This window comes from Cellulomonas sp. URHE0023 (assembly GCF_000688475.1).
GTDB lineage: Bacteria > Actinomycetota > Actinomycetes > Actinomycetales > Cellulomonadaceae > Cellulomonas.
In genome coordinates this window covers 59,628-75,226 of sequence record NZ_JIAN01000009.1, presented here as the reverse complement: position 1 = coordinate 75,226, position 15,599 = coordinate 59,628, and the positions used below count along the sequence as shown (strand labels likewise).

Genomic DNA, 15,599 nt, shown 5'->3' with positions numbered 1-15,599 from the left:
GACCGTGGCTCGAGCAACGCTTGACCCTGGGCCCGTTGCGGCCGTGAGCAGCGCGGACGCACGCCTGTGGCGCAGGGGTGCGTGGTGCGCGACCGCCGTCCTGGCCGCGTTCCTGGTGGTGCCCGACTCGTACGTCGTCCTGCACGCCGTGGTGCTGTACCTGGCGGTCGACCTCCTCGCCTTGAGCATGGTCCTGTACGGCGTGTTCCGGTACCGGCCACGCAAGCCGCTGGCATGGCTTCTCATCGCCGGCGGAATCGCGGCCACGACCGTCGGGGACCTGCTGTTCGGGATCCACCAGGCCAGGGGCACCTACCCGTTCCCGTCCAGCCCGGACGTCTTCTACCTCCTGGCGTACCCCATGTACGCCGGCGGGTTGCTCGTCGCGAGCAGGGCACGGGCGCGCGAGGGTGAACGAGGCACGTTCATCGACGCCGGGATCATCACCATCAACGCGACGCTCTTCGCGAGCCTGGTGGTCGCCAGCCAGGTCGCAGAGAACGAGGACCTGACCCTGGCGGGAGTGATCGTCGCCAGCGCCTACCCGCTGGCTGACGTGCTGCTCGTCGCCGTCGCCTTCCGGTTCCTGCTCTTCGTGAACTCGCGGCCGGTGTCGCTGCGGATGCTCACCCTCGGCCTGTCGTTCGTCCTTCTGGGCGACTTCCTCTACAGCGCGCGCGGCCTGTTCACATCGGCAGGGGAAGGCCGCGGCCTTGCGGACGCGTTGCTGCTCGCCGGTGTGGCGAGCATCGGTCTCGCCGGGCTGCATCCGTCGATGACCGTGATGACCGCCGAGCCCAGTGGGCCCACCCCGACGCGGTACAGCGTGCGCCGGGTCGTCACGCTGTACCTGATCAGCCTGATCCCGGTCCTCGTCCTCGCCATCCAGGCGCTGACGGGCAACACCAGGTACGTCTGGCTCACCCTCGTCGCCCTGGTCGCGGTCGCGGGGCTGGTCATCATCCGGTTCGTGGACCTGGTCGGGCGGACCTTGCGTGCGGCCGACCGCGGATCCACGCTCAGCCAGCTCGGCTCCGAGCTTCTCGTCAACGAGGGCCGTGAGGAGCTCTTCGCGTCCGCCGAGCGCGCGGCGTTCCGGCTCGTCCCCGGAGGTGACGCGCGGGTGCTCGAGGCGAGCGTCGAGCTCCCCGACGAGCCCGAGCTCTACACGGCTGCGGTCGAGGTCGACGGCCGGGTGGTCGCCAACGTGGTCGCCGACGCGGAACCGACGATCGAGCAGGGCGCGTTCGACGTCCTCGACACCGTCGCGCGCGCTCTCTCCCTCGCGTTGGAGCGCGCGGACCTGCTCGCGGTGCAGCGCGCGGCAACCGACAGCCTCGCCGAGCAGAACGCACAGCTGCTCGAGCTGGACCGCATGAAGGACCAGCTGGTGAGCTCGGTCTCGCACGAGCTGCGCACGCCGCTGACGTCGATCGGCGGGTACGCCGAGATGCTGCTGGATGACGAGTTCGGTGAGCTCAACGACGAGCAGAAGGAGTTCGTGGGCGTCATCTCCCGCAACTCCCGCCGCCTGAACCGGATCATCGACGACATCTTGTTCGCCGCCAAGGTCGACGCAGGAAAGCTGTCGCTGGAACGCACCTGGATCGACCTGCTGGAGGTCGCCTCTGCGAGCGTCACGGCCGCCCGCCCGAGAGCGGAGGACGGTCAGGTGACGGTCGAGCTCGTCGCACCGGACACCGTCGAGCCGATGTTCGCCGACCACACCCGTCTGACCCAGATGTTCGACAACCTGATCTCGAACGCGGTGAAGTTCACACCGCCAGGCGGCACCGTGACGGTGACCCTGGCCGGGGCGGTCGACGGTGTGAACGTCACCGTCACCGACACCGGTGTCGGCATACCGGAAGCGGAGCACGACCGGCTGTTCGAGAAGTTCTTCCGAGCCTCGACCGTGGGCGCCGTCGACGGGACAGGGCTCGGGCTGAGCATCGTGAAGTCCATCGTGGAGGTCCACGACGGCACGATCGCGGTGTCCAGCATCGAGGGAAGCGGCACGACGTTCACCGTCGATCTGCCGAACCGCCCGACCTCTCTACACGACAAAGAGGTGTACACATGAGCGCCGAGGACTCGGCACCGAAGCAGGTCATCCTGATCGCCGACGACGATGAGGACATCCTGCAGCTCGTCGCGTTCCGCCTGGAACGCTCCGGGTACACGGTCATCAAGGCCAGAGACGGCGAGGAAGCGATCGAGGCGGCCCGCAAGCAGGTCCCCGACCTGGCCGTCCTGGACGTGCGGATGCCCAAGTTCGACGGTTTCGAGGTGACCCGTGCCCTTCGCGCCGACGAGGCGACCAAGCGCGTCCCGGTCATCTTGTTGACCGCCAAGGTCCAGGACGGGGACGTCCAGCGAGGCTTCGACGCCGGGGCCGACGACTACGTGCGCAAGCCGTTCAGCCCGCAAGAGCTGCGCTCGCGGGTGCAGGCCATCCTCGGCCGCAGGTAGGCGCGCACGTGACCCTCGCCGCCGGCGTCCTTGTGCTCGCTCTCGCGGGTGTGGTGCTGGTGCTGGTCTTGATCGTCGACCGCGGTCGGGCCCGGGCACGCGTGGATCGTCTGCGTGAGGTGGCCGACCGCTTGCGGCCTGCGGCGATCGACCTCGTGGACGACCCGGAGGTGGCGGAGGCTCCTGTCCTGACCGGCACGGAAGCGCGGGTGTTCGCCGAGCTGTTGGCGCACTACTCGCGGCTCCTGCGCGGTGAGGCCGAGGACAGGATCGGCGCGTACTTCGAGGCGTCCGGCGCCGTGGACCACATGCGCCGTCAGCTGCGGAGCCGGCGTGTGCGGCGCAGGGTGCAGGCCGCGTTCGAGCTGGGGGACATGGCCTCGCAGCGCTCGGTGCCGGACCTGCTGCATGCCATGGCGGACCGCAGCCTGGATGTTCGGGCGGCGGCGGCCAGGAGCCTCGGGCGGCTCGGCGCGACCGCCGCCGTCGAGCCGCTCATCGACGCGGCGATCGGGCAGCGGGTGCCGCGGTCGGTCGCTGGTGCCGCCCTCCTGGAGATCGGCGCACCGGCGGTGCCCGACCTGCTGAAGCTGCTCGACCACCCCGACCCCCGCTTTCGTTCGTACGCCCTCGACCTCGTCGGACTCGTCGGGTCCGCCACGGACGCCGACGCGCTCCCGGCACGGTTGCGCGACCCGTCCTCGGAGGTTCGGGCTACCGCCGCCGCAGCGATCGGTCGGCTCGGCGCAGCAACGGGACGGGACGCCCTGATCGTCCTGCTGGAGGACCGGGTGCCGTTCGTGCGGGCCGCGGCCGCGACCGCGCTGGGGCAGATCGGCGGGCGGTCGGCGACGACCGCGCTGCTCGAGGTCGCCCGGCACGACGTGTTCGACCCGGCCTCGGAGGCGGCTCGAGCGCTGGCCCGCATCGACCCGGAGCTCGTGTTCACCGTGGCGGAGGAACCAGACGCGGGCCCCCACCTGCGCGAGGCGGCAGATCGGCTCGATCTGTGAACCCCGTAGAAGTCGCGCTCGTCGCGTTCTCGGTGGTGTCGTTCGTCTACTTCGTTGCGCTCGACATCCTGTACCTGCTGCTCACCGGCCTCGCGTGGAACGACCTGCGGCAGTCGCTGTGGCGCCGCCGCTACCTCGGTCTCGACGAGGCGTTCGCCTCACCGCTCACGCCCGGCATCTCGTTGCTCATCCCCGCGTACAACGAGGAAGCAGGGATCGTCGAGAGCGTCCGGTCGCTGCTCGCGCTGCGCTACCCCAAGCACGAGGTCGTGGTCGTCAACGACGGGTCGACGGACGGCACCATCGCTGCGTTGGTCAAGGCGTTCGACATGGTGCCGGTGCGTCAAGCGGTCCGGGAGGGCATCGCGACAGCGACCATCAGGGTCGCGTACGCCTCGCGGCCGCACCCGAACCTGCTGGTGCTCGACAAGGAGAACGCGGGCCGCTCCGACGCGGTCAACGCGGGAGTCAACGCAGCCCGGTACCCGTACGTCTGCATGATCGACGCCGACTCGTTGCTTGAGCACGACGCGCTCTTGCGCATCGCCAAGCCTCTGCTGGACGACCCCGAGAACGTGATCGCGGCGGGCGGGACCGTGCGCGCGGCGAACGGGTGCCGGATCGACCATGGCCAGGTGCTCGACGTGCGGCTCGGCAAGAGCCGCCTGGCGACCATCCAGACGTTGGAGTACATCCGCGCGTTCCTCGTCTCCCGCATCGGGTGGAGTCGTCTGCGCGCGCTGGGACTGATCAGCGGCGCCTTCGGCATCTACGACCGTGCACTGCTGCAGACGGTCGGAGGGCTGTGGACCGACACGGTCGGCGAAGATCTCGAGCTGACGTTGCGCCTGCACCGGCACCTACGAGACCGCGGCGAACCGTACAAGGTCGTCTTCGTCGACGACGCGGTGTGCTGGACGGAGGTCCCGGAGGATCTCGCGACGTTGGGCAAGCAGCGACGTCGCTGGCAGCGCGGTCTGTTCGAGTCGCTCAGAAGGCACCGGGTCATGATCGGCAACCCCAAGTACGGTCCGATCGGCCTCGTCGCAGCCGTGTACTTCGCGGTGTTCGAGTTCCTCAGCCCGCTCTTCGCGCTGCTCGGACTTGGGGTCAGCGTCGTGCTGTGGGCGATCGGCGCCGTCTCGACCGGATACATCGCGTCATTCCTCGCCGTGTCTGTCGGCATGGGCGTGGTCCTCTCGACTGCCGCCCTGGCGATCGAGCTGATCGGCTACGGGCGGTACGAGAGGCGCAGGGACGTCGGGCGGTTGTTGTCGTACACCGTCATCGAGAGCTTCGGCTTTCATCAGCTGCACAACTGGTGGCGGTTCATGGGGTACTTCGACATCTTCCGAGGCAAGACCGAGTGGGGCGAGCAGAAACGCAAAGGGCTCGCACGGCCAGCCGACGAGACACCCTGAACCCTGCAGCCCGGACGTCTCGGCGTGCCGCGCCGCTGCCTCGTCCTTAGGCTCCGAGAGTTCGGGCGCCACCCCGACGCCCCGACCGGAGGGACTGACGATGTTCTCAGCCCAGAAGTCACGACATGTGTGGACCGGCGTAGCCGTCGCGGGTCTCGCGGCCGCGTCGGCTCTCGTACCGGCCGCGTCGGCGGTCGCGTCGCCGTTGTCTCAGGCGTGCGAGCGGCGGATCAACAACACCTACGACAAGCTGCTCCGATGCGTCACCGTCGACGGCGTCCTGGAGCACGAGCAGGCCCTCCAGGCCATCGCGGATGCCAACGGAGGCACCCGCGCGGCGGGCACAACCGGCTACACGGCCAGCGTCGACTACGTCGTCGACACGCTGAAGGCCGCGGGATGGTCCGTCGAGCTCGACACGTTCGACTTCACCTTCGTGCCGCCGGCGCAGCTGGAGCAGCTGACTCCGGTGCAGGCGACGTACGGCACCGGCGTCTTCACCGGCACCGGGTCCGGCGAGGTGACCGGCAACGTCATCCCCGTCGACATCACGCTCGATCCGCCGCGTGAACCGGTCGACAGCGGGTGCGACGCGGCGGACTTCGCGGGCCTGGACTTCACGGGCACGGCCGACATCGCGCTGATCCAGCGCGGAACCTGCGAGTTCGGCATCAAGGCCATCAACGCCCAGAACGCGGGCGCCGAGGCGGTGATCATCTTCAACCAGGGGAACACCCCGCTGCGTGAGGACCTCATCACCGGAACGCTCTTCGGCGAGAACCAGCAGCCGGCCAGCATCCCGGTCGTCGGTGCGAGCTTCGCGGACGGCGCCGCACTGGCCGCCGCGGGTTCGACCGCCCGGGTGCACGTCGACCCGCCCGAGTCCCGGCCGCAGGTCAACGTCATCGCCGAGCTGCCCGGCCGCAACGACGCCAACGTCGTCATGGCGGGCGCCCACCTCGACTCGGTCCAGGCCGGTCCGGGGATCAACGACAACGGCAGCGGCTCCTCGGCACTCCTGGAGCTCGCTCAGCAGATCGGGCACGTCAAGCCCGAGAACACCCTGCGCTTCGCCTGGTGGGGAGCCGAGGAGAGCGGCCTGCTGGGATCCACCGCCTACGTCGAGGGACTGGACCAGCCGAGCCGTGACCGGATCGCCCTGTACCTGAACTTCGACATGGTCGCGTCGCCGAACTACATCTTCATGGTCTACGACAGCGACGAGTCAGGCTTCGAGGCGCCCGTCGTGGTTCCCCCGGGGTCCGTCCAGATCGAGGACTTCTTCGAGTCGTACTACACGAAGATGGGGATCCCCTACGACGACGCCGAGTTCAGCGGTCGCAGCGACTACCAGGCGTTCATCCAGAACGGCATACCGGCGGGCGGCCTGTTCACGGGCGCCGAGGTCCCGAAGACCCCGGAGCAGGCGGCGATCTGGGGTGGGACGGCGGGTGAGCAGTACGACTCGTGCTACCACCTGGCGTGCGACACGATCTCCAACCTCTCGATGTACGCGCTCGACGTGAACACCGATGCGATCGCGGCGGCGGTCCTCACGTACTCGTACTCCACCGAGACCGTGAACGGTGTCGTCGGCAGGCGGGTTCCCGGGAACTTCCAGCTCCCGGCACCAGCCGGTCCGCAGGGGACCGTCGGCAGCGGCGGCGGCTACGAGCACGGTGCCGCCTGACGACTGGTCCGTAGGGCAGTACCGAGGGTCCGGGGCCTCGCGGTCTCGGACCCTCGGGGCGCCCGGGCCACGGGCGGCGTCGGCAACCGCGGGGGAGACCGACGACCTACGCCTCAGGCGCGCAGGGCCAGCGTGCTCGCCCTGATCGGTGACGGCAGCTCCGTGCGCCCGGTGAGGAACCGGTCCGCCGAGGCAGCCGCCGACCGGCCCTCGGCGATGGCCCAGACGATCAGCGACTGGCCACGGCCGCAGTCACCCGCGACGAACACCCCGGGCGTCGCCGTGGAGAAGTCGTCGCCGCGGACGAACGAGCCGCGCCCGTCCGTCGTGAGTCCGAGCTGCTCGCCGAGCCCCTCACGTTCCGGGCCGACGAAGCCGAGCGCCAGCACGACGAGCTGCGCCGGCAGCACCCGTTCCGTCCCGGCGACAGGCTCGAACCGTCCGTCGACCTGCTCGACGTCGACCACCTGCAACCCCCGGACGCGACCGGCGTCGTCGCCGAGGAGCGAGACGGTGCTCACGGCGAACACGCGCTCGCCACCCTCCTCGTGGGAGGACGAGACGCGGAAGATGGTCGGGTACGTCGGCCACGGCTGCGCGGCAGGGCGCGCCCGGGACGGCTCGGCCAGGATCTCGAGCTGGGTGATGGAGCGGGCACCTTGGCGGACCGCGGTCCCGAGGCAGTCCGCGCCGGTGTCGCCGCCGCCGATGATGACGACGTCGAGTCCGGTCGCGACCGGGGCGTCGGCCACGGGCTCGCCGAGCGCGGCGTGGTTCGCGGGCACGAGGTAGTCCATGGCGGGCATCACGCCGTGAAGTGCTCGGCCGGGCACGGGCAGGTCGCGCGGCAGCGTCGAGCCGGTGGTCACGACGACCGCGTCGAAGCTGGCCAGCAGGCCGTCGCCGGTGACGTCCGTGCCGACGTCGACGCCGCACCGGAACACGGTCCCCTCGGCACGCATGATGTCCAGCCGCCGCTCGACGACGGACGCCGGGAGCTTGTACTCGGGGATGCCGTACCGCAGGAGCCCACCCGGGGCGTCGGCCCGCTCGAACACGGTGACCGTGTGGCCCGCACGCGTCAGCTGCTGCGCCGCCGCCAGCCCCGCAGGACCGGAGCCGACCACCGCGACCGTGCTCGCCGTGTGCCGGTCGATCACCGCCGGCTGCACGAGCCCCCGCTCGAACGCCTCCTCGACGATCGACAGCTCGACGTGCTTGATCGTCACGGGAGGCTGGTTGATGCCGAGCACGCACCCCGTCTCGCAGGGCGCCGGGCAGATCCGGCCGGTGATCTCCGGGAAGTTGTTGGTCAGGTGGAGCCGGTCGGACGCGTCAGCCCACATCCCGCGCCACGTCAGGTCGTTCCACTCGGGGACCAGGTTCCCGAGCGGGCACGCGTGGTGGCAGAACGGCACGCCACAGTCCATGCACCTGCCGGCCTGGCGGTGCAGGGAGTCCAGCGCGCCGTCGTCACCGACGGGATGACGGTGGATCTCGTCCCAGTCCTGGATGCGGACCGGTACGGACCGGTCGGACGGGAGCTCTCGGTCGCGGGTTCGAAGGAAGCCCCGGGGGTCGGCCATGCTGGGGACTGTAGCGGCGACCGTGCGCCCGACATACGGACCTTGGTCCTTTTCGAGACACGTCCCGCCGGGGACGGCCGTTCACCACCGCCCAGGCCGTGTCCCGGGCGCGTCAGTCCGCATTCCTCCACAGGAGCAGGGCCTCGCCCTGGCCGCCCCCGCCGCACAGCGCGACCGCGGCTCGTCCGTGGCCTCGTCGGGACAGCTCCGCTGCGGCGGTGCCGGCCAGTCGGGCGCCGGAGGCCCCGATGGGATGCCCGAGCGCGATGGCACCGCCGTGGATGTTCGTCTGCGCGAGCGGGTAGCCGAGGTCGGTGAGCGACTGCGCCACGACCGACCCGAAGGCCTCGTTGATCTCGACGAGGTCGACGGTCGAGAGGTCCCAGCCTCCGCGGTCGAGGGCTGCCGCGATCGCCGCGGACGGCTGCGAGTGCAGCGAGTTGTCCGGTCCGGCCACCTGCCCGCAGGCGCCGACCGTCGCGAGCCACGTCAGCCCGCGGGCCTCGGCGACGTCCCGCGCGGCGACGACGACCGCAGTGGCGCCGTCGGTCAAGGGGGAGGCGTTGCCTGCGGTGATGGTCCCGTCGGCCGTGAACGCGGGCCGCAGCGCCGCCAACGAGTCGAGCGTCGTCTCGGGCCTGATGCCCTCGTCGAGAGCGACCACCACCGGTGAGCCCCGCCTCTGCGGCACCTCGACCGGCACGATCTCCTCGGCGAACACCCCGGACTGCACGGCTGCGGCCGCGCGGCGGTGGCTCTCGGCAGCGACGTGGTCCTGGGCCTCGCGCGAGATGGACAGCTCCTTGTTGCCGCGCTCGGTGGACGATCCCATCGACTCGCGGTCGAACGCGTCGGTCAGCCCGTCGAAGGCGAGCGAGTCGACGGCCTGGATGTCGCCGTACGTCCACCCTCGCCGGGAGCCGGGCAGCAGGTGAGGCGCCTGGCTCATCGACTCCTGGCCCCCCGCGACGACGACGGAGGCCTCGCCCAGCCGGATCATCCGGGCGGCGTCGATGATTGCGGTCAACCCGCTGAGGCAGACCTTGTTGACGGTCGTCGCCGGAACCGTCCACGGCAGGTCTGCCAGCACCGCGGCCTGCCGCGCGGGGTTCTGGCCGGCGCCCGCCTGGACGACCTGGCCCATGAGGACCTGGTCCACGTCGGAGGGGTCCACGCCGGCCCGAGCGAGTGCGCCGCGAATGGCGGCGGCGCCCAGCGCCGCGGCCGTCATGGAGGACAGGCTCCCGTTGATCCGCGTCATCGGCGTGCGTGCGAACGACAGGATCACGACCTCACGATCAGGGCTCATCACAACGCCACCTCCCGTCGGCCGGAGCCGCGACGGCGGACCGGACGACCTCGTCCATGACTGCATGCTCCTCGACGAGGTCATTGTGCATTGACGTGTCGAGGCTCGCGCTCCGTGGAGCGGGGACTTACATTGGCGGGACATCAGGCAATGGGGCCTAGCTTCACAAGAGCGACGGTTCCGCCACCAGACGGAGCGAAACATGTTGCGTGCAGATGTGTCCCCCAGCCGTGCCTTGCGCAAGAACAAGGCCCAGACCGGCGATCTCGTCCAGCTCCTGACGCCCGACGGCGTCCGTCGCGAAGACCCCGTGTACGACCCGGTGGTCGCCGACGTCGACGACGAGCAGCTGACGGGCCTCTACGAGGACATGGTCGTCGTCCGCCGCTTCGACACCGAAGCCGTCGCACTCCAGCGGCAGGGCCAGCTCGGGCTGTGGCCGCCGCTGCTCGGCCAGGAGGCCGCGCAGATCGGCTCCGCGCGAGCGCTCCGGGACGACGACTTCGTCTTCACGAGCTACCGCGAGAACGGCGTCGCGTACTGCCGCGGAGCGCAACCGGCGGACCTGATGCGCGTCTGGCGCGGGACCGCGCTCGCAGGGTGGGACCCGCGGAGCATCGGCATGGCGACGCCGCAGGTGATGATCGGCTCGCAGACCCTGCACGCCACCGGGTACGCACTCGGCTGCGTCAAGGACGGGGTCGACTCGGCCGTCGTCGCGTACTTCGGCGACGGCGCCACCAGCAAGGGGGACGTGCACGAGGCGATGGTCTTCGCCGCGAGCTTCCAGGCGCCGGTCGTCTTCTTCTGCCAGAACAACCAGTGGGCCATCTCCGAGCCGGTGGGCCTACAGGCTCAGCGCCCGATCGCCGACCGGGCGCCCGGGCTGGGCATCCCCAGCATCCGCGTGGACGGGAACGACGTCCTCGCGGTCATGGCGGCCACCCGCGTCGCCCTGGACCGGGCGCGACGCGGCGACGGACCCACGTTCATCGAGGCCGTGACGTACCGCATGGGCCCGCACACGACGTCCGACGACCCGACCCGCTACGTCGACCCGGCGGACAAGGAGCTGTGGGCGGCGAAGGACCCGATCGCGCGGCTCGAGAAGTTCCTGACGATCCCCGACGACCGGGTCGCGGACATCACGAGCAAGGCGGACGCGTTCGCGACGGCGATGCGCGAGGCCTGCTACGCGCTGCCGGACCCCGAGCCGCTGAGCGTGTTCGACCACGTCCTCGTCGAACCGACGCCCGACCTCATCCGTCAGCGCAGCCAGTACGCCGCGTACCTCGAGATGTTCGAGGGGGGCGAGGGCTGATGGGCACGATGACGATGGCGGCCGCCCTCAACGACGGCCTGCGGCACGCGCTCGACGACGACCCGAGCGTGGTGCTGCTCGGCGAGGACATCGGCCAGCTCGGTGGGGTGTTCCGGGTGACCGACGGGCTGCAGCGCGACTTCGGCGCCGACCGGGTCATGGACACCCCGCTCGCCGAGGCCGGGATCATGGGCGTCGCCGTCGGCCTCGCGTACCGGGGCTACCGGCCCGTGGTGGAGATCCAGTTCGACGGGTTCGTGTACCCGGCCGTCGACCAGCTGGTCACGCAGGTGGCGCGCATCCACTACCGGACCGGTGGGGCGGTCACGATGCCGATCACGGTCCGCATCCCCTACGGCGGTGGGATCGGCGCGGTCGAGCACCACTCCGAGTCGCCCGAGGCCTACTTCGCGCACACGCCCGGCCTGCGCGTGGTGACCTGCGCGAACCCGCAGGACGCGCACACGATGATCCGCCAGGCGATCGCCTGCGACGACCCTGTGGTGTTCTTCGAGCCCAAACGCCGGTACTGGGTCAAGGGCGAGGTGTCCGACGAGCTCGTCGGCGCCCTCGCGCTCGACCGTGCACGCGTCGTCGTCGAGGGAACCGACGTCACGCTCGCCGCATACGGTCCGCTCGTCGTGACCGCGCGGGACGCCGCGCTCGCAGCACTGGACGACGGGCTGTCCGTCGAGGTCGTCGACCTGCGCTCGCTGTCACCGCTCGACCTCGACACGCTCGAGGTGTCCGTGCGCAAGACCGGTCGGCTCGTGGTGACGCACGAGGCGCAGCGCAGCGGTGGGCTCGGTGCGGAGATCGCGGCGAGCATCGTGGACCGCTGCTTCGACGTGCTCAAGGCTGCGCCCGTGCGCGTCACCGGGTTCGACACCCCGTACCCCGCCGCCAAGTCCGAGGACCACTTCCTGCCCGATCTCGACCGGCTTCTCGATGCGGTGGATCGCGTCATGGGCAGGGCGCACTCACTGACCGGGTGGAGGGCGTCATGATCAGGACCATCACGCTGCCCGACCTCGGTGAGGGTCTGACCGAGTCCGACCTGGTCGAGTGGTCCGTGGCGGTGGGCGACACGGTCGAGCTGAACCAGGTGGTCGCCGAGGTGGAGACAGCCAAGGCGCTGGTGCAGCTGCCGTCGCCCTACGCGGGGGTGGTCGCCGAGCTGCTCGTCGAGCCCGGCGCCACCGTCCCGGTCGGGTCGGCACTGCTGACGGTCGCGGTCGACGAGCCGAGCGTCGTCGAGAGCGCCGGGACGCCCCACCCTGCAGCGGACGTCCCGCCGGATCCGGCAGCGCCCGCGCGGACCTCGGTGCTCGTCGGGTACGGGCCGCTGGCGGAGACCTCGGCCCGGCCGCGGCGCCGGTCGCGGTCGGCGGCCTGGGCCGCAGCGCACGCGACCGCCGAGGACGCCGCTGCCGTGGCGCTGTCGGCCCGTCGAGTCGGGCCGAAGGTGCTCCCGCCCGTGCGCAAGCTCGCGCACGATCTCGGCGTCGACCTGAACAAGGTCGACGGGAGCGGCAAGGACGGCATGATCACGCGCGAGGACGTCCTGCACGTGGTCTCGGGGGCCGATCCCGCTCCGGTTGCGCAGGCTCGTGCGGCGACCGCGGGCCGGCCGGCCTCCAGGTCTGGGACCGTCAGGCCCGCAGGGGGCCGCGTGGGCGGGGCAACGGCGAGCGGCGGCACAGTCCGAGCGGCTGCCGCGCACGAACCCGCGAGCCCGCCGAACGGGGGAGCGGCGAGGGAGGTTCGGACGCCCATCTCGGGTGTTCGCAAGCAGACCGCCGCAGCGATGGTGGCGAGCGCGTTCACCGCACCGCACGCGTCGACCTCGCTCACGGTCGACGTGACGCCCACCCTGGAGCTGCTCGAGCAGTTCCGGGCAGACCGCGTCCTCGCGGGGCATCGCATCTCGATCCTGACGCTCGTCGCCAAGGCGGTGGCGATCGCGCTGCGCCGCAACCCGACGCTCAACGCGCGCTGGGACGACGCCGCCGGGGAGATCGTCCAGTACGGGTACGTGAACCTCGGCATCGCTGCGGACACCCCACGCGGGCTGCTCGTGCCGTGCGTCAAGGACGCCGACGGGCTCAGGCTCCCCGAGCTGGCCGACGCGATCGGGGCGCTCACGGAGGCTGCACGGGCGGGCACCACCACCCCGGCCGACCTGGCGGGCGGGACGATCACGATCACCAACATCGGGGTCCTCGGCGTCGACACGGGCACGCCCATCCTGGTGCCGGGTCAGGCGGCGATCCTGGCGATGGGCGCGATCCGTCGGCAACCGTGGGAGTTCCAGGACCAGATCGCGCTCCGGCACGTGATGACGCTGAGCGTGTCCTTCGACCACCGTCTTGTCGACGGCGCCGAGGCCGCCCACTTCCTCACAGATGTCGGCGCGATCCTCGCTCGCCCGGGATCGGTGCTGTCGATGGTGTAGCCGGCGTCACTGGTCGAGGGCGGCCAGCGCCATCTCCTCCAGCAGCGCCCGGGTCCGGGCCGCGGTGACCGACCGGGCGCTGTGCGGGGTGCTGTTGAGCAGGCCGAACGTCGCCTGGGCACGCAGCCGCAGCTCGGCGCGCTCGGTCGAGGGGCGCAGCCGGCCGAGCACGTCGACCCACAGGCCGACGTAGCGACGCTGGAGGTCACGCACCGACTCGCGATCCCGCAGCGACAGTGCGGCGAGGTCCCGGTCCTGCACACGGATCACGTCGGGGTCGCGCAGTGCGAACTCGACGTGGAACCGGACGAGCGCCCGCAGTGCGGCCGGGTCGTCGTCGGCGGAGTCCACCACGGCTCGACCGCCGACGAGCAGTCCGTCGCTGACCCCGATCAGGAGCGCGGCGAGGACGGCCTGCTTGCTGGTGAAGTGGCGGTAGACCGCGGGACCGCTGATGCCGACGGACGCGCCGAGGTCCTCGATGGATACGCCGTCGAAGCCGCGGGTCGCGAACAGGTGCGCTGCGGATGACAGCAGAGCGGCGCGGCGCTCGGCCTTGGCGCGACCGCGGGCCGTCGGCAGAGCGTCCAGCGTCTCGGCCATGGCGCTCCTTCGCGGAGCCCTGGTGGGCTCCTTCGTGGACAACGGCGTGGGAGAACTGTAGCCTGATTTCAGTTAGCGATCCCTAACTGAGTTGCCTTCTCCCACCACCCCGTGGAGACAGCGTCGATGGAGATGCTCAGCACGACGGCCGACCCCGCCGCAGACGCGTTCCGGACGAACGACGCCTCCCAGCGTGCCCTCGTCGCGGAGCTGGACGACAGGCTGCGCACCGCTGCCCTCGGCGGACCGGAACGCTCCCGCGAGCGGCACGTGGCCCGCGGCAAGCTGCTGCCCCGCGAGCGGATCGACGTGCTGCTCGACGACGGCAGCCCGTTCCTCGAGGTCGCGCCGCTCGCCGCGGACGGTCTCTACGACGGTGAGGCGCCGGGCGCCGGAGTCATCGCGGGCATCGGGCTCGTCCACGGGCGGCACGTCATGGTGCTGTCCAACGACGCGACGGTGAAGGGTGGGACCTACTACCCGCTGACGGTCAAGAAGCACCTGCGGGCGCAGGAGATCGCGCTGGAGAACCGGCTGCCGTGCATCTACCTCGTGGACTCCGGCGGCGCGTTCCTGCCCAAGCAGGACGAGGTGTTCCCGGACCGCGACCACTTCGGTCGGATCTTCTTCAACCAGGCGCGCATGTCGGCGGAGGCCATCCCGCAGATCGCGTGCGTGATGGGCTCGTGCACGGCCGGCGGCGCCTACGTGCCGGCCATGTCAGACGAGACCGTGATCGTGCGCGACCAGGGCACGATCTTCCTCGGCGGACCGCCGCTGGTGAAGGCCGCGACCGGCGAGGTGGTGACCGCCGAGGACCTCGGCGGCGGGGAGCTGCACTCGCGCAGGTCCGGGGTGACGGACCACCTGGCGGAGAACGACGCGCACGCGCTGCAGATCGTGCGGGACATCGTCGCGACGCTGCCCGCGCCCCGACACACCGCGTGGGACGTCCAACCGCCGAGGCCCCCGAAGGTCGACGAGAGCGAGCTGTACGGCGTGGTCCCCACCGACCTGCTGACCCCGTACGACGTGCACGAGGTCATCGCGCGGCTGGTGGACGGGAGCGAGCTGCACGAGTTCAAGCGCGAGTACGGGACCACGTTGGTGACCGGCTTCGCGCGCCTGCACGGGCACCCCGTGGGCATCGTCGCGAACAACGGGGTGCTGTTCAGCGAGTCCGCGCTCAAGGGGGCGCACTTCATCGAGCTCTGCGACCAGCGGGGCATCCCGCTGGTGTTCCTGCAGAACGTCAACGGCTTCATGGTCGGGCGCGACTACGAGGCGGGCGGCATCGCGAAGCACGGCGCCAAGATGGTCACCGCGGTGGCGACGACCCGCGTGCCCAAGCTGACCGTCGTCATCGGCGGCTCGTTCGGGGCCGGCAACTACTCGATGTGCGGTCGCGCCTACTCGCCGCGGTTCCTGTGGATGTGGCCCGCGAGCCGGATCTCGGTCATGGGCGGCCCGCAGGCGTCGTCGGTCCTGGCGACCATCCGGCGCGACCAGCTCGGCGACGACTGGAGCGTCGAGGACGAAGAGGCCTTCAAGGCCCCCCTGCGTGAGCAGTACGAGACCCAGGGCAGCCCGTACTACGCGACCGCGCGGCTGTGGGACGACGGGATCATCGACCCCGCCGACACCCGGCGGGTCCTCGGCATGGCCCTCGACGTCTGCGCGGGCGTGCCGCTGCCCGAGCCGCGCCTCGGCCTGTTCCGGATGTGAGCAC

At 70.9% G+C, this 15,599-nt stretch carries 12 protein-coding genes; 9 read left to right on the top strand and 3 right to left on the bottom strand.

The annotated features are described in order from the left end of the window. Positions 1–4: 4 nt before the first annotated feature. The 5 genes from N553_RS24455 (at position 5) to N553_RS23330 (ending at position 6,596) form a co-directional block, all read left to right on the top strand. Positions 5–2,083: an MFS domain-containing histidine kinase gene (locus N553_RS24455; protein ID WP_197030114.1), complete on the top strand. Its 2,079-nt coding sequence runs from the start codon at positions 5–7 to the stop codon at positions 2,081–2,083. Continuing rightward, positions 2,080–2,472: a response regulator transcription factor gene (locus N553_RS0117230; RefSeq protein WP_028047570.1), complete on the top strand. Its 393-nt coding sequence runs from the start codon at positions 2,080–2,082 to the stop codon at positions 2,470–2,472. The genes N553_RS24455 and N553_RS0117230 overlap by 4 nt, the downstream gene beginning before the upstream one ends. 8 nt (positions 2,473–2,480) lie before the next feature. Next, positions 2,481–3,485, top strand: coding sequence for a HEAT repeat domain-containing protein (locus N553_RS0117225; RefSeq protein WP_028047569.1), 1,005 nt, complete (start codon positions 2,481–2,483; stop codon positions 3,483–3,485). Continuing rightward, positions 3,482–4,906 carry a glycosyltransferase gene (locus N553_RS0117220; protein ID WP_034623209.1) on the top strand — a complete coding sequence of 475 codons (1,425 nt, stop codon included), beginning with the start codon at positions 3,482–3,484 and terminating at the stop codon, positions 4,904–4,906. The genes N553_RS0117225 and N553_RS0117220 overlap by 4 nt, the downstream gene beginning before the upstream one ends. A gap of 100 nt (positions 4,907–5,006) precedes the next feature. Beyond that, entirely contained in the window at positions 5,007–6,596 is a 1,590-nt protein-coding gene (locus N553_RS23330) for a M28 family metallopeptidase (RefSeq protein ID WP_081844730.1), read from the top strand. A gap of 113 nt (positions 6,597–6,709) precedes the next feature. On the opposite strand, the gene N553_RS0117210 is transcribed toward N553_RS23330, so the two are convergent. Then, positions 6,710–8,182, bottom strand: coding sequence for a glutamate synthase subunit beta (locus tag N553_RS0117210; protein WP_028047567.1), 1,473 nt, complete (start codon positions 8,180–8,182; stop codon positions 6,710–6,712). Between the two features lie 112 nt (positions 8,183–8,294). Continuing rightward, positions 8,295–9,491, bottom strand: a complete 1,197-nt coding sequence (locus N553_RS0117205) for an acetyl-CoA C-acetyltransferase (RefSeq protein ID WP_028047566.1) — start codon at positions 9,489–9,491, stop codon at positions 8,295–8,297. Positions 9,492–9,693: 202 nt separating this feature from the next. Between N553_RS0117205 and pdhA the strand changes: the two genes are divergently transcribed. The 3 genes from pdhA to N553_RS0117190 are packed head-to-tail and all read left to right on the top strand — an operon-like array spanning position 9,694 to position 13,267. Next, a complete protein-coding gene (gene pdhA, locus N553_RS23325; protein WP_034623205.1) occupies positions 9,694–10,812 on the top strand; it encodes a pyruvate dehydrogenase (acetyl-transferring) E1 component subunit alpha in 1,119 nt (372 codons plus the stop codon). Then, positions 10,812–11,819 (top strand): alpha-ketoacid dehydrogenase subunit beta, encoded by a 1,008-nt coding sequence (locus tag N553_RS0117195; protein ID WP_028047565.1) that lies wholly within the window; start codon positions 10,812–10,814, stop codon positions 11,817–11,819. Before pdhA ends, N553_RS0117195 begins: the two co-directional genes overlap by 1 nt. After that, positions 11,816–13,267 (top strand): dihydrolipoamide acetyltransferase family protein, encoded by a 1,452-nt coding sequence (locus N553_RS0117190; RefSeq protein WP_028047564.1) that lies wholly within the window; start codon positions 11,816–11,818, stop codon positions 13,265–13,267. Before N553_RS0117195 ends, N553_RS0117190 begins: the two co-directional genes overlap by 4 nt. 6 nt (positions 13,268–13,273) lie before the next feature. Here the strand turns inward: N553_RS0117190 and N553_RS0117185 are convergent, their stop codons facing one another. Beyond that, complete coding sequence (locus tag N553_RS0117185; RefSeq protein WP_028047563.1) at positions 13,274–13,870, bottom strand: TetR/AcrR family transcriptional regulator; 597 nt, start codon at positions 13,868–13,870, stop codon at positions 13,274–13,276. Between the two features lie 126 nt (positions 13,871–13,996). Here N553_RS0117185 and N553_RS0117180 point away from each other — a divergent pair, with 126 nt between their 5' ends. Continuing rightward, positions 13,997–15,595, top strand: coding sequence for a carboxyl transferase domain-containing protein (locus N553_RS0117180; RefSeq protein WP_028047562.1), 1,599 nt, complete (start codon positions 13,997–13,999; stop codon positions 15,593–15,595). Positions 15,596–15,599 lie beyond the last annotated feature (4 nt).

Bases quoted from the DNA above. Each gene is read 5' to 3' on its own strand.
- N553_RS0117230 (WP_028047570.1), top strand. From the start codon at position 2,080: ATGAGCGCCGAGGACTCGGCACCGAAGCAGGTCATCCTGATCGCCGAC.
- N553_RS23330 (WP_081844730.1), top strand. From the start codon at position 5,007: ATGTTCTCAGCCCAGAAGTCACGACATGTGTGGACCGGCGTAGCCGTC.
- N553_RS0117210 (WP_028047567.1), bottom strand. From the start codon at position 8,182: ATGGCCGACCCCCGGGGCTTCCTTCGAACCCGCGACCGAGAGCTCCCG.
- N553_RS0117205 (WP_028047566.1), bottom strand. From the start codon at position 9,491: ATGAGCCCTGATCGTGAGGTCGTGATCCTGTCGTTCGCACGCACGCCG.
- pdhA (WP_034623205.1), top strand. From the start codon at position 9,694: ATGTTGCGTGCAGATGTGTCCCCCAGCCGTGCCTTGCGCAAGAACAAG.
- N553_RS0117195 (WP_028047565.1), top strand. From the start codon at position 10,812: ATGGGCACGATGACGATGGCGGCCGCCCTCAACGACGGCCTGCGGCAC.
- N553_RS0117190 (WP_028047564.1), top strand. From the start codon at position 11,816: ATGATCAGGACCATCACGCTGCCCGACCTCGGTGAGGGTCTGACCGAG.
- N553_RS0117185 (WP_028047563.1), bottom strand. From the start codon at position 13,870: ATGGCCGAGACGCTGGACGCTCTGCCGACGGCCCGCGGTCGCGCCAAG.
- N553_RS0117180 (WP_028047562.1), top strand. From the start codon at position 13,997: ATGGAGATGCTCAGCACGACGGCCGACCCCGCCGCAGACGCGTTCCGG.